Here is a 19036-nt window from a genome sequence, read left to right as displayed (position 1 = left end):
CATGTTAGAACTCGATATCCATCAGCGCCTTGGCGATTTGAATCTCGACGTTAAAGCAACGCTTCCCTCAAAGGGCATTACGGCTATTTTTGGATTATCCGGCGCGGGAAAAACATCGCTTATTAATGTGATCGGGGGGCTGACTCGTCAGCAAAAAGGGTCTGTCGTTCTCAATGGTAGGGCGTTAGTCGACACTGCGCGCCGTATTTGTTTACCGCCGGAAAAGCGCCGCATTGGCTACGTTTTTCAAGATGCGCGTTTGTTTCCTCATTACCGTGTGCGTGGAAATCTGGAATACGGCATGGCTGCGTCGATGCGTCCGCAATTTGACAGCATCGTTAAATTGCTAGGTATTGAGGCACTGCTGGACCGTTTTCCATTTAGCTTGTCGGGTGGTGAAAAGCAACGCGTTGCAATTGGGCGCGCGTTGTTAACGGCTCCAGAAGTTTTGCTGATGGACGAGCCTTTGGCTTCGTTAGATGTTCCCCGTAAACGTGAGCTTCTGCCGTACCTAGAGCGCTTGGCGCAAGACGTGAATATCCCCATCCTCTATGTCAGCCACAGCATGGATGAAATTTTACGTTTGGCTGAATATGTGTTGTTGCTTGACCAAGGCCAAGTCCGTGCGTTTGGCGAGCTTGAAGAGGTTTGGGCGAGCAGCGCTTTACGTCCTTGGCTGCAAAAAGAAGAGCAGAGCAGCGTGCTCAATGTCAGCGTATTAAAGCACCATGAGCACTATGCCATGACGGCACTATCGCTCGGTGAGCAGCATATTTGGGTGGGTAAACTCGATGCTGCGCCACAGAGCCAGCTGCGCATACGCATTAATGCTGCGGATGTGTCGTTAGTTTTAGAACCTCCCGCAGCGACGAGCATTCGTAATATTTTGGCAGCCACGGTAGTAGAGTGCTTGGATGTTGACCAACAAGTGGAAGTAAAGCTAACGGTGGGAGAGGCGATCTTATGGGCGCGCATCACTCCGTGGGCGCGTGATGAACTCAATATTCACGTGGGCCAAAAGCTGTATGCGCAAATTAAAAGTGTGTCGATCAGCCGCTAATATTCACAGATGAATAAAACAAAAAACTCCGCCTTGTGCGGAGTTTTTTGTTTGTGCGCCTAACGGTTGGTTGCCGAAGGCGAAAAATGTACGGCACGATCACCCTAACGGGAAGAGTATAGCGATAGGTTCATACCTGTATCAATACACAAATAACTTAAGATAATTGTAAATTTGGCGAAATATACAGACGTGAGAAGCTGTATATATAATCAGTGTCGTTAGGGAGGCATGCCAACGTGGATGAAAGAAGATTTCTTAAGTCCTAGCTGGAACAGGTGGTGCTGACCGGTGCCTTGGCTTGGAGTATGGCACGATCGCCCTAACATGTGATCCAGTGTGGCGATAGGCAATGTAAAGGTAAGTCATGCAGGCGTCATGCTCCTTATGCAGGGAGCAAACGGATGAGTCTATTATCAGCAATAATTGTTGTTTTAGAGTTCATCGTCGCAGTGATGCGGCTGATTAGATTACTGTTCAATCATACCTGAGAAATAATATCTGAGAAATGATATCAAGAACAGTAAGCTAAAACGTAGCTAAGGTGTGAGGGAATACACCTCCCTCACCCTTTAAGATCGGTTGACTCGAATACGGTTGGCTCGAATAGATACCTTGCGGCGTCGGTTGAATGAAACTATAGAACTTTTTGCTTTAGGAAATCGGCAATAGAAGTTTCTTCATTCCCACCGATAACGGCTTTGGCGCGCGCTTTGACTTCGTCGGCGCTATTGCCCATAGCAACTCCTAGTCCGACGCTTTCTAGCATGCTGATGTCGTTAAAATTATCGCCAAAGGCGATGACTTCAGACATTTCAATACCGCGTGAGGCGACGTACTCAGCTAACCGGTTACCTTTGCTGTTGCCCGCTTGCGCAACGTCGACCTGATCGTGCCAAGACCATTCACAGGCGAGTCCCAGATCCGATTCGATGCCGTTAGCGAAAGCGCGCAGTTTGGCAATATCGGTATCGGAGGTAGCGAACTTCCAGATCGCTTTAACATCGTTTGCGGCTTGCTGGAGGCTTTCAACCTGAAGCAGAGTTGGACGTTGATTCTCTGGTAGAGATTCCGCCCAAGCATGAGAGCGAATGACATGGCCGCTAGTTTGCTGATATAGCATAGCGTCATCGACGTACATCAGGCCGTGGATATCAGCATCGTTTAGGCGTTTTAACACCTGACGAGCTTGCGCAGCGGTCAACGGGTTTGACGCCAGCACGCTGCGCGCCTGATAGTCGTACAGATAGGTGCCATTGCAGCAAATAGCTGGGGTGTTGAGGTTAAGTGCCTGATAGAAGGGATGAATGGCAATATGATGGCGACCGGTAACGATCATCACTTCTAAACCTGCTTTGCGTGCCAACTCCAGCGCAGCCAGCGATTCAGGCAGTATCTGTTTACGACTGGTTAGCAGGGTGCCGTCCAGATCAAGCGCAATCATGCGGTAGCTCATACGCATTCCTTTAATGGTTAATAATAAGTCTGTTTATAATCAGCGAGTTCTCATTAAGGACAAATGTTACACCTCAACGCTGATTTGAAAAACGGAAAACTGTCGGTGCGGCTTAGCTCACGGGGTCAATCTATCGGCTCAAACAGCGCGCTAAGATCGTCAGCCGAGAACTTCGCAGACCCACTGGTATCTTCAGATAAAATGCTGTCAGCCAGCGCGGCTTTTTTATCCTGCAGCGCCACGATTTTTTCTTCAATGCTGCCAGCGGCAATCAGTTTGTAAACAAACACCGGTTTGTCTTGCCCCATTCGGTGTGCACGGTCGGTAGCCTGATTTTCAGCCGCGGGATTCCACCACGGATCGTAATGGATCACCGTGTCAGCCGCCGTTAGATTTAGCCCAACGCCGCCAGCTTTTAAGCTGATTAAAAACAGGGGAACTTCGCCCCGTTGGAAACGCTGTACTGGCGCATGACGATCCGCCGTTGAGCCGGTCAACGTGACGTAGGCAATGCCGGCTTTATCCAATGCCTGTGAGATTAGATCCAGCATGCCGGTGAACTGCGAGAACAACAGGATACGGCGACCTTCATCGATCATCTCAGGCAGGAGTTCGAGCAGCAGCTCGAGCTTGGCTGATTCTTTCACCAACGCCGCTTTTTCCAAATTGACCAAGCGAGGATCGCAACAAACTTGGCGCAGTTTAAGCAATGCGTCCAAAACGATAATATGGCTGCGCGCCATGCCTTGAGAGTCAATGGCGGTACGAACTTTTTCCTGCATCGCGGTACGTACTGTTTCATACAGATCGCGCTGTGAGCCCTTCAGCTCAACGGTGCGTAACAGCGTGGTTTTTGGTGGTAGCTCAGTAGCGACGTCATCTTTGCGGCGGCGCAGCATGAATGGGCGAATGCGTCGAACCAATAAGTCACGACGCACGGTATCCCCGTCTCTTTCGATAGGCACACGCCAGCGCTGGTTAAACTCTTTTTGGCTGCCGAGGAAACCAGGCAGCAAAAAGTCGAATAACGACCAAATTTCACCCAGATGATTTTCCAGCGGCGTGCCGGTTAAACATAAACGATGGCGTGCATTGAGGTCACGTAATGCGGTGGCTGCACGCGTTGTCGCATTTTTAACGTACTGTGCTTCATCAAGGATCAACAGATGGTAATCATGTTGAGTGAGGACTTTCTGATCTCGCCACAGCAGAGAATAGGTGGTCAAAATCAGGTCGCACTGTTCGATGCGATCAAAGAGATCTTTTCGCTGCGGCCCGCTGAGAACCAGAACATTAAGATCGGGAGTAAAACGTGCCGCTTCTTCGCGCCAGTTGTGTACTAAGGTAGTGGGTACCACGATAAGCGCAGGACGGTCGAGCCGGCCTGATTCTTTTTCCAGCAGGATATGCGCCAGCGTTTGCACCGTTTTGCCCAGCCCCATATCGTCGGCCAGCACGCCCGAGATGTTTTGTTCGCGCAGAAATTGCATCCAGCTCAGGCCTTGATGCTGATAGCCACGCAACGTTGCCTGAAGGCCTGTCGGAACCGCCACCAGCTGTACTCCCGGCCCATCCTGTAAACGCTGGGCTAAAGCCTGAATGGAGGTTTCTCCGTGGAACTGCCAGCGTCCTGTATCGCTTAAGGCGGCCAGTCGGCCCGCATCAAGCGCGGAAACCTTCAGCGTTTCCTTGCCATGGCCTAATTGAGCGAACAGATCGACAAGTACGCGAACGACCGGCTTGAGGCGGTTGGCAGCGATACGCAAACGCTCGCCTTGCTCGGTGCTAAGAATAATGCCTTCATCATCGTCGATGGTTTCGAGTTCGCCGTCTAACCAGCGGCGATCGCGACGAAACAGGTCAGCCAACAATGGCTCGAGACGAACGGTACGGTCGCCGACTAAAATACCCATTTCAACGTCAAACCAGCCTTCGTCGCTTGACTGGATGCTGCCGCTAATATCGTTGATTTCAATGATATTAAAGTTGGAATCGTGGGTCATCACGATACGCCAGCCTTTGTTTTCCAAAGTCGGCAGCGTATGGCTGACAAACGAAGGCCAACTCTCAGGGTTTGGCAGACCGTAAATGGTATCGGGTAATGTCGGCGGCCGAGTTTTATCGCTTAGCGTAATGAGTTCTAGGCCGCAATTTTTAAGCTCTTTGGCGCGTTGTTTTTCAATATCGCTACGTCGCTGAATTTGAATCACATTGCCGTTGTCAGCGGGGAATAGCGTGGTGTCCTGTTTAGGATCAACGCTAATTCCATCGTAATCGAAGGAAAAAGTCGCAAAGTCGAGAGGCCAATTACGATAGCCATAGTTGCCAAAACCGCCCATATAGACATTTTGGGTATCAAGCTGCAAAACGGGAACGGGCTCGACGTCAATAACGCGAAGTTCTGAAGAGTTCATACTCGGTGGTAGAGGGAATTCAGGCGCGATTTCGCCCAGAACCGCAGCTACTAATGGTGCTTCACTCAGTGAAATCGGAGGCATGGACAAGAATTCATCTAACTGAGCGAAGGGCTGATTGAGTTCAACGGTGCCCGCTTCGCCGCTTTGCGTATCGATATACCACGGCGGCGTGGTGGGCAATACCCATGATGCCTGAGGCTGAACCTGCAATATGGGGCGCAGACGATGATCGGGCAAGCGCTGCCACTGAACTTCACCCGGACGTTGCTCGCCCAGATACAAAGGCTCATTGGAATCAATCACAAAGAAACGGCCCGTTGCCATCATTTTGCGGATCAGCTCAGCGCCGCTGGTTCCCTGTAGTTCAAACGCTGCTATGCCGTTACGCGGTCGTTCGATCCACAGCTCGCGCAGGATTTGAAAATCTTCAGGCGTAACAAATTTAGGCGGCTTCACTAGCGCGGGCTCAATATTGTGCCACTGCTGATCGATGCTGCGTACGGAGCCGTCTTTATCTAACTTTGCTTTGTAGAGCCGAATTTCATGATGCTGTCGGTGTTCTGACCATGCCAAGACATAGGCTAAGGTCTGAGTGGGTTTTTTAGCCGCAATAGAAGATGTCTGTTGCGCGCGAAAGGCCTCTAGCCAACGTAACAGCTCAGGCCGCGCACCGGTGGCGGTGGGTTCTTGCTCTTCGAGGCCCGCCAAAAGAACGGCGGCAACGTGTTTACAGTTAAAACCCACGGGGCACGAGCACTCGCCCTCAATGCGTAACTGGTTTTGTTTATCGTGGAAGTAGATAACCACCGCGTAGGGGCGTCTTTCGGTTCCTTGTACCTTGGCCGTGAGCATATTGCCCTGCCAGTGGAGTTGCGAAACGGCTCGCGAATAATCTCGCGCCTTGGCCAAGGTCGCATGACCTAACCAATGAGCAACCTGAGTTCGGTCATAGGAAACTGACGGCATTATCTTGATCTCTTCTTCATCGTTTGAAAGGAAAATGACAGCACATAGACGTTGAGAAGTTTTCACCCAATGATGCAGCTGCGCGCACCTGCGTGAAAAAAAGAAAGGGTATTCTAACAGATAAACGGCCACAAAGGGGGATGCCCCTAGTCTCTAGGGGCGGAAGTAGGCTCGATTTGCTAATCAGTAGCCAACGGCAGAACCCGAAGGACGCCGAACGTCATTAGCGCCATAGATAAAGCCTTCACGTACTTTCCCGGATACCGCCGAGTCATTACCCGAGCTCTCTGAGCTAACACCGGCGGCGCCCGGCAGACCGACCATAATGAGTTCAGCGGCTCCCCAAGGGGTTTGCTCAACCAGTTTATAGCCGCGTTCCTGCAACAGTTTTTGGGTGTCTGCCGAGAGGCCGCGCTGTTCGAAGTAAACTTCATCCGGCAGCCACTGGTGATGAATTCGCGGGGCATCGACGGCTTCTTGCGGTGCCATGCCGTGATCGATAACGTTCAATACCGTTTGCAATGTGATGGTGATGATTCGCGAGCCACCCGGAGAGCCAACAACCATAAAGACTTTGCCATCTTTAGTCACCAGCGTTGGCGTCATGGATGATAGAGGGCGTTTACCCGGTGCGATGGCGTTGGTTGCGCCCTGTACTAAGCCATACATATTTTGCTCGCCCACTTTAACGGTGAAATCATCCATCTCGTCGTTGAGGAAAAATCCGGTGCCGGGCGCAATCACGACGGAGCCAAAACGTCCGTTGATGGTATAGGTGGTGGAAACCGCATTACCGCTGTGGTCAACGATAGAGTAGTGCGTAGTTTCTGGTTTTTCATGAGGTTCCATACCCGGTTGAACGCGGCTCGAAGGCGTAGCGATCTCAGGCTGGATCTGCTTACGAATTTCGGCGGCGTACTCTTTGCTGAGCAGTTTTTCCGTAGGGTTCTTCACAAATGCCGGATCGCCCAAAAACGTATTGCGATCCATATAGGCATGGCGCATTGCTTCCGTCATGGTATGAATGGTTTGGGCAGAATTAAAGCCCGATGCCTTGAGGTCGTACCCTTCCAAAACGTTGAGAATTTCGCAAAGCGTGACGCCACCAGAGCTTGGCGGTGGCGCAGATACAAATTCATAGCCGCGATAAGAGCAGGTAATCGGCGCAGTTTCTGCGATGCGAAAATCGGCGAAGTCTTTAGCCGTCAGGATCCCACCCCCTTTTTTCGCCGCGGCTTCAACGGCCTGAGGGATTTTCCCCTGATAAAAAGCATCGGGGCCGTTTTGTGCGATAGATTCAAGTGTGTTAGCCAGATCGGCTTGAATCAGCCGATCGCCGGGCTGAAGGGGATCGCCATTTGGACGTAAAAAGATGCGCGCGGCTTCGGGATCGTCACGAAACTTAGCAATGGTGGTATCTAAAATATCGGTATCACCGCGATTGAGAATAAAGCCATCGCGAGCCAGTTTGATAGCCGGTTCCATCACCTGCTGACGTGTCAGTTTGCCATATTTACGCTGCGCGGTATCGAGCCCTAAAACCGTTCCCGGAACACCGGCGGCAAGATAACCATAGAGGCTAGCGCCTTTCTTCACGTTTCCGTTCTCATCGAGATACATATTGGCGCTAGCGGCGGCCGGTGCCGTTTCACGGAAGTTAATGAAAGTATCTTCACCGTTGGCTAAATGTATGGTCATAAAACCGCCGCCGCCGATATTACCGCAGCAAGGGTTAACCACCGCCTGAGCGTAGCCAACGGCGACAGCGGCATCAATGGCGTTGCCTCCCATTTTGAGGATATCAACCCCAACCTGAGAGGCCAGATGTTGAGAGCTAACAACCATGCCGTTTTTTGCCTCAACGGCGGGCATTGAGGCGGCGTTAGCGCCCTGTAATAGTGCGAGAGAAAGCGCTGAAGCCATCAGCGCAAGTGGCCATTTCTTCATCTAAAACTCCTGTCTAATTCGATTATTAGTGCGTATTCACACTCATAGGTGTGAGTTATCGTTATGACGCTTATTATTTAAGCAAAAACGAGACCACCAAAAGGTGATCTCGCTAATAAGCGTAGACAGGAATGAGAGACTCTGAACTTTCAGGGTTACTGCTAGGTTTTTTTAATTACGCTAGTCCAGAAAATGTTCGGCTTGATCTAAGGCCATGGATACGGCTCGAGTGAGCTTGGTGAGCTGTTCGGCAGAAATAATATAAGGTGGCATCAGATAAATTAACTTACCGAAAGGACGCACCCAAACCCCTTGTTCGACGAAATAGCGCTGTAAGTTAGCCATATTCACCGCTTTATGCGTTTCAACAACGCCGATAGCCCCTAGGACGCGAGCCTGTTTCACCTGAGGGTGATCGTTAAGCGGCAAGAGCTCTTGCTGTAGCTGGCGCTCTATCGCCGCAACCTGCGTTTTCCACTCTCCGCTGGCAAGAATATCTAAACTGGCCACCGCCGTGGCGCAGGCGAGTGGATTACCCATAAACGTTGGGCCATGCATGAAGCATCCCGCTTCGCCGTTGCTGATTGTTTCTGCCACATTTCGCGTGGTGATTGTGGCAGATAGGGTCATGTAGCCACCGGTAATCGCTTTACCTAAACATAAAATATCTGGCGTGATCCCCGCGTGCTCGCAGGCAAAAAGTTTGCCCGTGCGGCCAAATCCCGTCGCAATTTCATCGGCGATGAGCAAGATCCCATGACGCTCGCAGGCGGCTCGAACCAGTTTAAGATAGCGTGGATGATAGAAACGCATGCCTCCCGCGCCTTGAACGATAGGCTCCAGAATAACCGCCGCAATATCCTGATGATGCGCCGATAGCAAGCGGGCGAAAGGCACAAAGTCCATTTCATTCCACTCATTGCCAAAAGCACACTGTGGTGCGGGTGCAAACAGATGCTCAGGAAGGTAGCCCTGATACAAACTGTGCATGGAGTTCTTTGGATCGCATACCGACATGGCGCCAAAGGTATCACCGTGATAGCCGTTGCTTAGGCTTAGAAAACGCTGACGTTTCTCCCCGCGAGCATGCCAGTACTGCAATGCCATTTTCATCGCCACTTCCACGGCGACGGAACCGGAATCTGCGAGGAAAACGCACTCAAGTGATTCAGGCGTGATATCCACCAAGCGCTGGCAAAGCGCAACGGCGGAAGGATGAGTGATCCCGCCAAACATCACGTGTGACATGGCTGAAAGTTGCTGAGTCACGGCCTGGTTCAGCGCGGGATGGTTGTATCCGTGAATCGCGGCCCACCAAGAAGACATGCCGTCGACCAACTGACGTCCATCCTCCAAATGCAGTTCACACCCGTGCGCCGAAGTCACGGGATAACAGGGCAATGGCTGGGTCATTGACGTGTACGGATGCCAGATGTGGCGGCGGTCGAACTCGATATCAGATGGGGTCATAATAGGTATTGGTAAACTAAAATTGTGATCATTTGGTTGACAGTGTACCGCTTTTTTCTAAACTGACGACACTTTTTCCCCTCAAATTGAATAGGGAGTTGCCATCATGGCAGATCGTCATCACTGGACATTAGAGCAAGCCCAAGCTCTGTTTGCAAAGCCGTTCCTCGAGTTAATGTTTGAGGCTCAGCAGGTTCATCGCCAGCATTTTGACCCGCGTCAGGTGCAGGTAAGTACGCTGCTTTCGATTAAAACTGGTGCTTGCCCCGAAGACTGCAAATACTGTCCACAAAGCTCACGCTATAAAACGGGTTTAGAGACCGAAAAGCTGATGGAAGTGCAGCAGGTTCTGGACTCTGCGCGACAGGCCAAAGCCGCCGGTTCTACACGATTCTGTATGGGCGCTGCATGGAAAAACCCACACGATCGCGATATGCCGTACCTTGAGCAAATGGTGCAGGGCGTCAAAGACATGGGGATGGAAACCTGTATGACGCTCGGAACGCTATCCGACCAACAGGCTAACCGTTTAGCCAATGCGGGGCTGGATTATTACAACCACAACCTCGACACCTCGCCAGAGTTTTACGGCAGTATCATCACGACCCGTAGCTATCAGGAGCGTTTGGATACGCTGGAAAAAGTGCGTGATGCCGGTATTAAAGTCTGTTCGGGGGGGATTGTTGGGCTCGGTGAAACCGTACGTGACAGAGCCGGCTTGCTCACGCAGCTAGCGAATTTGCCAAAAGCGCCGGAAAGCGTGCCGATTAATATGCTGGTGAAGGTCAAAGGAACGCCGTTAGCGGATAACGACGATGTGGATGCCTTTGATTTCATTCGTACCATTGCTGTGGCGCGCATCATGATGCCAACGTCTTATGTGCGTCTTTCTGCTGGTCGTGAGCAGATGAATGAGCAAACTCAGGCCATGTGTTTTATGGCGGGAGCCAACTCCATTTTCTACGGTTGCAAGCTGCTTACCACGCCGAATCCGGGTGAAGATAAAGACGTTCAGCTGTTCCGCAAACTGGGTCTAAACCCTCAGTTGACCGAAACTGAACACGGCGACAATCAGCAACAGCAGCACCTCACTGAACAACTGCTGCATGCCGATACTGAGCAGTTTTATAACGCCGCCGTGTAATCATGATGAATTTTCAACAGCATATCGAGAATGCGCTGGCCGAGCGTCGCTCAGCCGGAGCCTATCGTTCGCGGATCGTGAGTGAAACGGGCAGCGGGCGTGAGATCCTCGTGAATGGGCGGTCATATCTCAATTTCTCGTCTAACGACTATCTTGGCCTAAGCCGCGATAAATCGGTCATTGACGCGTGGCAACAAGGCGCTGAACGCTATGGTGTAGGCAGTGCTGGTTCTGGGCATGTTACGGGTTTCACCACTGCGCATGCGGAATTAGAACAACAGTTAGCGGCGTGGTTAGGCTATCCGCGTGCTTTGCTGTTTATCTCGGGTTATGCGGCCAATCAGGCCGTTATCGCCGCGCTAATGCAAAAAGGTGACAGCATCTTTGCTGATAAGCTCAGCCATGCGTCGCTGATGGAAGCTTCCATTCAATCACCAGCAACGCTGCGACGTTTTCAACATAACCAGCCAGACTCCCTCGAAAAACTGCTGAACAGCGGTGGAGAAGGGCGAGCGCTGGTGGTGACTGAAGGCGTGTTCAGCATGGACGGTGATAGTGCGCCGCTGGCGGATCTGCATCAACAAAGTCAACGAGCCGGAGCATGGCTGATGGTGGATGATGCGCACGGCATTGGCGTATATGGCGAGCAAGGGCGTGGCACCTGCGACGCACAAAAAGTGAAACCGGAATTGCTGGTGGTGACATTTGGCAAAGCCTTTGGGCTCAGCGGTGCCGCCGTTTTGTGTTCTGAATCCGTGGCTGAATACTTCATTCAGTTTGCGCGCCACTTGATATATAGCACCAGCATGCCTCCTGCCCAGGCCTGTGCGCTTACAGCTGCGCTGCGCCGAGTACGTGAAGGTGATGAGCTACGTAGCCAACTGAACCATAACGTATTGCAGCTTCGTCAGGGATTAAACGATTTAGGTTTAACGCTGATGGAATCAAGCTCTGCGATTCAACCCGTGATTATCGGAGAGAATCAGGCTGCGCTGGATTTAGCTCAGCAACTGCGGGAGCAGGGGATTTGGGTCAGCGCAATTCGTCCGCCAACGGTTCCCCCCGGAACCGCACGTCTGCGCATTACTCTCAGCGCGGCGCATGGCGCGCAGGATATAAACCGTTTATTGGAGGCGCTGCATGCTACCGCATACATTTTGCGTTGATAAGTCTGCGGTGGCGGCGGCGTTTAGCCGCGCCGCGGACAGTTACGACGCCGTTGCAGGTTTTCAGCGGCGCTGCGGGGAAAAGATTTTATCTCAGCTCAATAATTTATCGGGCTTGAAAGTGTTGGATGCGGGCTGCGGTACAGGGGTTTTTAGCCGTGAATTCCGCCGCGCAGGGTCACACGTCATCTCTCTCGATTTGGCTGAAGGTATGCTTGAGAAATCGCGTATCTTAGATAGCGCGGAGCAATATCTCCTCGCTGATATCGAACATATCCCGTTACCTGATCACAGCGTCGATCTCTGTTTTAGCAATCTGGCTATTCAGTGGTGTGGCTCTTTAGGTTCTGCATTGGCTGAGATGAGCCGTGTCGTGAAGCCGGGGGGAAAGATTGCGTTCTCAACGTTGGCACAAGGCTCGCTGACGGAGTTAGCTCAGGCTTGGCAGCAAGTGGATGGCCAAACGCATGTAAACCAGTTCTTAGCATTTGACGCAATCAAACTGGCCTGTGAGCCGTTTTCACATGATTTACAGTTAACTCATGAGACTGAATTTTATCCCGATGTCATCACCTTAATGAAGTCACTCAAAGGCATTGGTGCTACGCACATACACCAAGGCCGAAACTCAGGGCTAACTAGCCGTGGACGTTTTGCGCAACTAGCCCGCGTTTATCCTCAACAGGCCGAAGGTTTGCCTTTGAGCTATCAGTTGGTCATCGGAGTTTTGCATTGTGAATGAAAAGACATATGAGCTGCCTTGTTTAAGCGAGGCATGGTTTGTTACCGGAACCGACACTGAAGTGGGAAAAACGGTCGTCAGTAGTGCGCTATTGGAAGCCGCGACTCTGCGAGGAAAAGATACAGTTGGGTATAAACCCGTAGCTTCTGGCAGTGAATGGCGTGAGGGAAAACTGCGAAACACCGATGCGCTTGCTTTACAAGCGGCCTCATCAATATCCGTCAGTTACGAAGAAGTGAACCCCTATACCTTTGAAGAGCCTACGTCACCACACATTATTAGCGCTGATGAAAATCGACCTATCGAATTTGACGTGATGTCACAGGGGCTGCTGGCGTTACGCAAAAAGTCGAGTTGGACGCTGGTAGAGGGCGCTGGAGGGTGGTTCACGCCGCTTAGTGAGACCACGTCTTTTGCGCAATGGGTCATTCGAGAACAGCTGCCTGTGATACTCGTCGTGGGGGTGAAGCTAGGGTGTATTAATCACGCCTTGCTAACGGCTCAGGCCATTGAGCAATCTGGATTAAAACTGGGCGGATGGGTGGCTAACTGTGTGGTAGCGCCAGGAAAGCGCCACGCTGAATATATGGCGACGCTTAAGCAATTATTACCTGCCCCATGCTTGGGGGAAATCCCGCATATCCCGCACGCAGATGCGAAAGCGCTCGCCGCATATTTGGATCTCTCTTCCCTGAATTAATGCAATACAACGCTACGCAAAACTATTTTGCGTAGCGGATTCCAGTCTTCTGCATTCCCTCTGTATGTCTTTTTTTATCCCATGTATTTTGCGCTTTCTTAAATAGAAAAGGTTGTCACTTGACAACTTCGTGGTGTTTTTTTAAGCTGGGAGCAGAAAATGAGCAGAGCGATACATCCTAAAAAGGAAATTGAACAGGCGCTTAATTTCGTTGAGTTGAACGGCTGGCGTATTGAAGTAGGCGGTAGTCATGCGTGGGGGAAAATGTATTGTCCTTATCCCCAAGAGAAGTGCCGCTGCGGTGAGTTTTGCATTACATGCATTTGGTCTACGCCAAAGAATGCGGAAAACCATGCGCGTCAGCTTAAAAAAATCGTTGAGCATTGCGCTCATCATGCCAAGTAATGACAGAGGATAGAACATGAAGGATTATGAATTTACACTCATTTTTTCTTTGCCCGATCAGAATGATGAACCATCAAACTATCTTGAGGTATTAGGCGCTGCAGGCTGCACTGATGCCACCATCGGCGTGGGGGTGGCTGGCCGTATTGCCATGAATTTTTGTCGCACCGCCGAGGACGCCAATGAGGCGATATCCACGGCCATTCAAGATGTGCTGAGCGTGCTGCCACATGCAGTGCTGTGTGAGGCCGCACCGGATTTTGTAGGCCTAACTGATATTGCTGAGCGTTTGGGGTTTTCTCGCCAAAATATGCGCAAGTTAATGGAGCAAGGAGGGAATCATTTCCCTGCGCCTCTGCATCAGGGGAAAACGGCTATTTGGCATCTTGCCAGCGTTCTGACATGGTTAAGAGATGTTAAAAACTACACTATAGACTCCCGATTGTTAGAGCTGGCAGCGGTCAATATGCAGTGTAATTTACATCGTGCCCTCAACGAAGCTGATAGTCGTTTTCAGCGAGAGATTTCTGGCTGGTTAAGAAAATAGCGATTGAGAACACTGCAACCCAAAAAGCCATTCTCCATACAAAACATTAACAACCAAAGCGTGGGTGAATTCATTGCTTGGATCGTTTTAGGCCGATATTAATAAGAGCCGATGAAACCCCAAAAAGAGAGTAAAAAAACGCTGATAAATTCCGCACCACGGCGGTGCTCAAAAAAAACACAGTGGTGCAGGCGTAATTCATCAAGGGAATAAAAGATCAAGCACTGAATCCTCGCACGACGAAATAAGTTACCCTAGCAAGCACTTTTGTTAGTGCAAATAAGTATATCAAAAAGAAAAAATAGCTAAAAAATTAACTAAAAAAAGGACTCCGAAGTCGATTTACTGACAGATTGTCATTTTTCCGTAACTCAAGCGCCAAGCGGAGTGGTGCAAGTTATCCACTATTCCTGTGGATAACCTTGTGCATTAGGTTTAGAGAACTCATCAAAATCCAGAGCCAGCGCGGCTTTCACACGCTTTGGTTGATATGATAACTATATTTTAAAGTTGTTTATATTCAATGAGTTATTTAAAATCAAGCACTAGGTAAAGAATCGTGTTGCGCAACAAAACAGTCTTGACAAGCGCAGGCTAAAAAAGTTAATTCGCGAGCTGCATTGGGGATAAATGTCACCGGTAGGTGAAAATTGTAAAACGGATGTAATTTGGTTTTTTTGTGGGTTGCCTAAAGCGGTGATAGAGCATGGGGAAATACACAAAACGGTGCAGATAAGGTTTGAAGCTGGTTTTATATCCAGTATCATAGCAATCTTCTTCTCGCATTACCGTGAACGTGATTCTCTAGCTGTGGGGAGAAATCCCTCGCAGGATATATAGAGAGTCAGTGGCAAAATTGGGTAGGCCTTCCATAATCAATGCCGGACGATTAAGCATTCGAAAATGCCGTGGCCCTTCTAAAAGACAAATGCATTTAAGCAAGGTGTTGATTCATGAGTAAAACGTTCAAATTGCATTCTGCATTCAAGCCAGACGGCGACCAGCCTGAGGCGATTCGTCGTTTAGAGGCAGGTTTAGAAAATGGTTTGGCGCATCAAACGCTGTTAGGTGTAACGGGATCAGGTAAGACGTTTACGATTGCCAATGTGATTGCCGACCTCAACCGGCCAACTATGGTCATGGCACCCAACAAAACGTTGGCGGCACAGCTTTATGGCGAGATGAAGCAGTTTTTCCCAGAAAATGCTGTGGAATATTTTGTCTCTTACTATGACTATTACCAGCCCGAAGCCTATGTGCCGAGTTCAGATACCTTTATTGAGAAAGACTCCTCGGTAAACGAACATATTGAACAAATGCGGCTTTCAGCAACGAAAGCGCTGCTTGAGCGCAAAGATGTCATTGTTGTGGCCTCGGTTTCAGCCATTTATGGCTTGGGCGATCCTGATGCCTATTTGAAAATGATGCTGCATTTAACACGTGGCATGATTATCGATCAGCGAGCTATCTTGCGCCGTTTATCCGAACTGCAATATGCGCGCAACGATCAGGCGTTTCAGCGTGGTACCTTCCGCGTTCGCGGTGAAGTGATTGATATTTTCCCCGCCGAATCCGAGGATGAGGCATTACGCGTTGAGCTGTTTGATGAGGAAGTGGAGCGTCTATCGCTGTTCGACCCATTAACGGGCCAACTGATCCAAGAAGTTCAGCGTTTTACCGTGTATCCAAAAACGCACTACGTTACGCCGCGTGAACGCATCTTGCAGGCGATGGAAGATATTAAGGTTGATTTGGCAGAGCGGCGCAAAGTATTGCTGGCCAATAACAAGCTGCTAGAAGAGCAACGGTTGACGCAGCGTACACAGTTCGATCTCGAAATGATGAACGAGCTAGGCTATTGCTCGGGCATTGAAAACTACTCGCGCTATCTCTCTGGGCGTAAGCCGGGTGAAGCGCCGCCAACGCTGTTTGATTATCTTCCTGCCGATGGGCTGCTGGTGATCGATGAATCCCACGTCACCATACCTCAAATTGGCGGCATGTATCGCGGCGACCGAGCGCGCAAAGAGACGCTGGTGGAGTATGGATTCCGCTTGCCTTCTGCGCTTGATAACCGCCCAATGCGCTTTGAAGAGTTTGAGGCTTTGGCACCGCAAACTATTTATGTGTCTGCAACCCCAGGTAATTATGAGCTTGAAAAATCAGGCAGTGATATTGTCGATCAGGTTGTGCGTCCGACTGGTTTGCTTGATCCATTGATTGAGGTGCGTCCGGTTGCCACGCAGGTTGACGATTTACTCTCTGAAATTCGTATTCGCGAGGCGATTAATGAGCGTGTACTGGTCACTACGTTGACCAAGCGAATGGCGGAAGACTTAACTGAATACCTCGATGAACACGGTGTGCGGGTTCGCTATCTGCACTCTGATATCGATACCGTCGAACGTGTAGAGATCATCCGAGATCTTCGCCTCGGTGAATTTGATGTTCTGGTTGGTATCAACCTTCTTCGTGAAGGGCTCGATATGCCAGAGGTTTCTTTGGTCGCGATTTTAGATGCGGACAAAGAAGGCTTCCTACGTTCAGAGCGTTCGCTGATTCAGACCATTGGCCGTGCGGCACGTAACCTGAATGGTAAAGCGATTCTTTATGGCGATCGCATCACCAACTCTATGGAGAAAGCGATTGGTGAAACTGAACGTCGTCGTGCAAAACAGGAAGCGTATAACCTTGAGCATGGCATCACGCCACAGGCGCTGAATAAGAAAGTTTCCGATATTCTCCAACTGGGTGAAGCGTCGTCACGTGGTAAAGGTAAGCATGGGCGAAGCAGCAAAGCGGCTGAGTCTTCTGCGGCTTATCAAGCGCTGTCACCAAAACAGATCGAGCAGAAAATTCGCGATCTGGAAGCGCAGATGTATAAACATGCTCAAAATCTTGAGTTTGAAGAGGCCGCCAGCCTCAGGGATGATATTCAAGCGTTGCGCGATCAGTTCATTGCGATGTCTTGATACCTAAAAAGGTGCTGACGGTTCCGGCACGCCTGCGGCTTGCACTCTCAGGCCGCAGTCAGTATGGTGTGCGAAAATTTTTTAAACTCGTATTGAGTCCATTGCCGACAGGAATTTCCATGAACGCCCAAACATCTAAAGACCCTTTGCATGGCATCACGCTGGAAGCTTTGCTGACATCACTGGTGGAGCGTTATGGCTGGGCTGAGTTGGCGAAGGTTATCAGCATCAACTGCTTCAAAAGCGATCCTAGCATTAAGTCGAGTTTGAAATTTTTGCGCCGCACCCCGTGGGCTCGGCAAAAAGTGGAAGAGCTGTATATTGATTCACTGGCAGACATGCCTGCTGTCACCCAAGAAGCCAAAGCCCCAGAGACAAATCCTTGGGGTAAATGGGAAGAGAAGAAACCTTCTTAAAACCGCTTATTTAAATAAGCCGAGTTTGGTCTGTCATCCTCCAGCAGAGAGGATGACAGCGTCAAAAATCAGTCAGCGTTTTGCAATTCATGGATTCGACTCAGTAATCCATTCACACCAGTATCAATTAATTGATCCGTAATATCGTTAGCGCCCTGAATCAAATATGGGTCTAACCAATGCATGCCAACCAAATGACTCATATTGTTAAACGGTAATAAGAGGCTTTCAACAGGATAGCGGTTGTATCCCTCGGCGGTATACGCCTGCGCATTGCCTCCTGTTGAGGTCGCGATCATCAGCGATTTGCCATGTAATGCTTTGCCCTGGCTACCATAGGCAAAACCATAGGTTAATACGGCATCTTGCCACTCTTTTAAAATCGCCGGAGAGCTATACCAATAGAAGGGGAAGAGCATCACCACAATATCGTGTTCAGTGAGCAGTTTCTGTTCGCGCTCTACGTCGATATTGTAATCGGGATAGTGGCGCATCAGCTCGTTAACGGTGACGTTTTTCTGTGTTTTCAAGGCATCAATCGCCGCATGGCTGATGCGTGACTGATCGGGAAAGCGATGCGCGGCTAATACCAGCACTTTTTTCATAGTTTTTCTCTTGTGATTTCAATGATAGTGAGAGTGATAACGTTATCGATACGGGTATTTTTTCATTTCTGCACGCGCTGGTGTAGCCTGTAAAACAGTAAATCTGTTTCAACCTAAGGTTAAAAGCATGGCATTGCCTATAGACGTATATCGACTAATCCCCGCGTTTTTGACTTCGGCAGAGGCGCAAAGTTTTTCTGCTGCGGCTCGTCAGTTGGGTATTAGCGCTGCGGCGGTGAGTAAGAATGTGCGGGCATTAGAAATGCGTTTAAATATCCGCTTATTTGCGCGCAATACGCATTTTGTCATGCTGACGGAAGAGGGGGCCGATTTTCGCCGTCGGATAACGCCATTATGGCAGGCATTAAATCAGGCCTTGGACGAGCGACAGCTGAGTGAAGAGCCTTCAGGATTGGTGCGCGTGAGCGTCATTCCTGGTTTTGGTCGCCATCGATTAATGCCGTTGCTGCCGATATTCAGCCAACGCTTTCCTAAGGTCACCATCGATCTTGAGATGGAGCCGCGTTTAGTTAATCTCATCGGTGAGAATATTGATGTGGCGATTGGTCAACGTACCGCTACCGACAGTCGATTAGTGGGGCGCGAAATGTGTGTGGCCTACAGCAAAATGGCGGCATCGCCTGAATATTTAGCGCGTTTAGGTACGCCACAAACGATAGACGATCTTCTCTCGCATCACCGCCTAATACATCGAAATTCCGGTAGCGGAAAGCTGATGGCGTGGTGGGATGATGAAGGTAGCGTGAATGAGCAGCAGGCGTCATTTATTGCCACATCGCCCGATAGCTTGGTTGATGCGGCGCTGAGCCATATGGGCATTGTGTGTTTGGCGGATTGGTATCTCGAGGAGCACTTTCGCAGTGGGCGTTTAATACCGATTCTGGAGCCGTTTTGGCCGCAAGCGCGTTCGATGCATATTTGGTATCCCTCGGCGGATATACCGCCAAGAGTCAGAGTGTGGGTCGACTTTGTATTAACCCACTTCCCTCCGCGTAGCTAGGT

Annotated in this window: 15 protein-coding genes; 10 read left to right on the top strand and 5 right to left on the bottom strand. The window is 50.1% G+C overall.

Features of this window, described 5'->3' with window-relative positions:
* The first annotated feature begins 1 nt into the window (after position 1).
* Positions 2 to 1060 (top strand): molybdenum ABC transporter ATP-binding protein ModC, encoded by a 1059-nt coding sequence (gene modC / locus CPY98_RS14285; protein ID WP_096388181.1) that lies wholly within the window; start codon positions 2 to 4, stop codon positions 1058 to 1060.
* Between the two features lie 637 nt (positions 1061 to 1697).
* On the opposite strand, the gene CPY98_RS14280 is transcribed toward modC, so the two are convergent.
* The 4 genes from CPY98_RS14280 to bioA form a co-directional block, all read right to left on the bottom strand.
* Positions 1698 to 2516, bottom strand: a complete 819-nt coding sequence (locus CPY98_RS14280; protein WP_096388179.1) for a pyridoxal phosphatase — start codon at positions 2514 to 2516, stop codon at positions 1698 to 1700.
* A 125-nt stretch (positions 2517 to 2641) separates the two neighbouring features.
* A complete protein-coding gene (locus tag CPY98_RS14275; RefSeq protein ID WP_096388763.1) occupies positions 2642 to 5899 on the bottom strand; it encodes a DEAD/DEAH box helicase in 3258 nt (1085 codons plus the stop codon).
* A gap of 183 nt (positions 5900 to 6082) precedes the next feature.
* Positions 6083 to 7846, bottom strand: coding sequence for a gamma-glutamyltransferase (ggt, locus tag CPY98_RS14270; RefSeq protein WP_025797524.1), 1764 nt, complete (start codon positions 7844 to 7846; stop codon positions 6083 to 6085).
* Positions 7847 to 8026: 180 nt separating this feature from the next.
* Positions 8027 to 9316 (bottom strand): adenosylmethionine--8-amino-7-oxononanoate transaminase, encoded by a 1290-nt coding sequence (bioA, locus tag CPY98_RS14265; RefSeq protein WP_096388177.1) that lies wholly within the window; start codon positions 9314 to 9316, stop codon positions 8027 to 8029.
* A 106-nt stretch (positions 9317 to 9422) separates the two neighbouring features.
* Here bioA and bioB point away from each other — a divergent pair, with 106 nt between their 5' ends.
* The 8 genes from bioB to CPY98_RS14225 all read left to right on the top strand — a co-directional run bounded on the left by bioB (position 9423) and on the right by CPY98_RS14225 (position 17408).
* Positions 9423 to 10460, top strand: coding sequence for a biotin synthase BioB (gene bioB / locus CPY98_RS14260; RefSeq protein ID WP_025797528.1), 1038 nt, complete (start codon positions 9423 to 9425; stop codon positions 10458 to 10460).
* 5 nt (positions 10461 to 10465) lie between these two features.
* On the top strand, positions 10466 to 11626 hold the full coding sequence (bioF, locus tag CPY98_RS14255) for an 8-amino-7-oxononanoate synthase (protein WP_096388762.1): 1161 nt from the start codon (positions 10466 to 10468) through the stop codon (positions 11624 to 11626).
* On the top strand, positions 11601 to 12368 hold the full coding sequence (bioC, locus tag CPY98_RS14250) for a malonyl-ACP O-methyltransferase BioC (RefSeq protein ID WP_096388175.1): 768 nt from the start codon (positions 11601 to 11603) through the stop codon (positions 12366 to 12368). Before bioF ends, bioC begins: the two co-directional genes overlap by 26 nt.
* Complete coding sequence (gene bioD / locus CPY98_RS14245; RefSeq protein WP_096388173.1) at positions 12361 to 13068, top strand: dethiobiotin synthase; 708 nt, start codon at positions 12361 to 12363, stop codon at positions 13066 to 13068. Before bioC ends, bioD begins: the two co-directional genes overlap by 8 nt.
* 159 nt (positions 13069 to 13227) lie before the next feature.
* The gene (locus CPY98_RS14240) at positions 13228 to 13473 is read left to right on the top strand and encodes a hypothetical protein (RefSeq protein ID WP_072008178.1); all 246 of its coding nucleotides are present in this window, start codon (positions 13228 to 13230) and stop codon (positions 13471 to 13473) included.
* Between the two features lie 16 nt (positions 13474 to 13489).
* Positions 13490 to 14020, top strand: a complete 531-nt coding sequence (locus CPY98_RS14235) for an AlpA family transcriptional regulator (RefSeq protein ID WP_096388171.1) — start codon at positions 13490 to 13492, stop codon at positions 14018 to 14020.
* A 953-nt stretch (positions 14021 to 14973) separates the two neighbouring features.
* Positions 14974 to 16992: an excinuclease ABC subunit UvrB gene (gene uvrB, locus CPY98_RS14230; protein WP_025797538.1), complete on the top strand. Its 2019-nt coding sequence runs from the start codon at positions 14974 to 14976 to the stop codon at positions 16990 to 16992.
* Between the two features lie 119 nt (positions 16993 to 17111).
* Positions 17112 to 17408, top strand: coding sequence for a VF530 family DNA-binding protein (locus tag CPY98_RS14225; RefSeq protein ID WP_096388169.1), 297 nt, complete (start codon positions 17112 to 17114; stop codon positions 17406 to 17408).
* 68 nt (positions 17409 to 17476) lie between these two features.
* On the opposite strand, the gene CPY98_RS14220 is transcribed toward CPY98_RS14225, so the two are convergent.
* Positions 17477 to 18013: an NAD(P)H-dependent oxidoreductase gene (locus CPY98_RS14220; RefSeq protein ID WP_043494472.1), complete on the bottom strand. Its 537-nt coding sequence runs from the start codon at positions 18011 to 18013 to the stop codon at positions 17477 to 17479.
* Positions 18014 to 18140: 127 nt separating this feature from the next.
* Here CPY98_RS14220 and CPY98_RS14215 point away from each other — a divergent pair, with 127 nt between their 5' ends.
* Positions 18141 to 19034, top strand: coding sequence for a LysR family transcriptional regulator (locus CPY98_RS14215; protein WP_096388167.1), 894 nt, complete (start codon positions 18141 to 18143; stop codon positions 19032 to 19034).
* The last annotated feature ends 2 nt before the right edge of the window (positions 19035 to 19036 follow it).

Origin of the sequence: Hafnia sp. CBA7124 (assembly GCF_002355555.1) — a bacterium.
GTDB classification, from domain to species: Bacteria; Pseudomonadota; Gammaproteobacteria; order Enterobacterales; family Enterobacteriaceae; genus Hafnia; species Hafnia alvei.
Note: the sequence above shows the minus strand (reverse complement) of the source record. Positions and strands in the feature narration are given on the sequence as shown.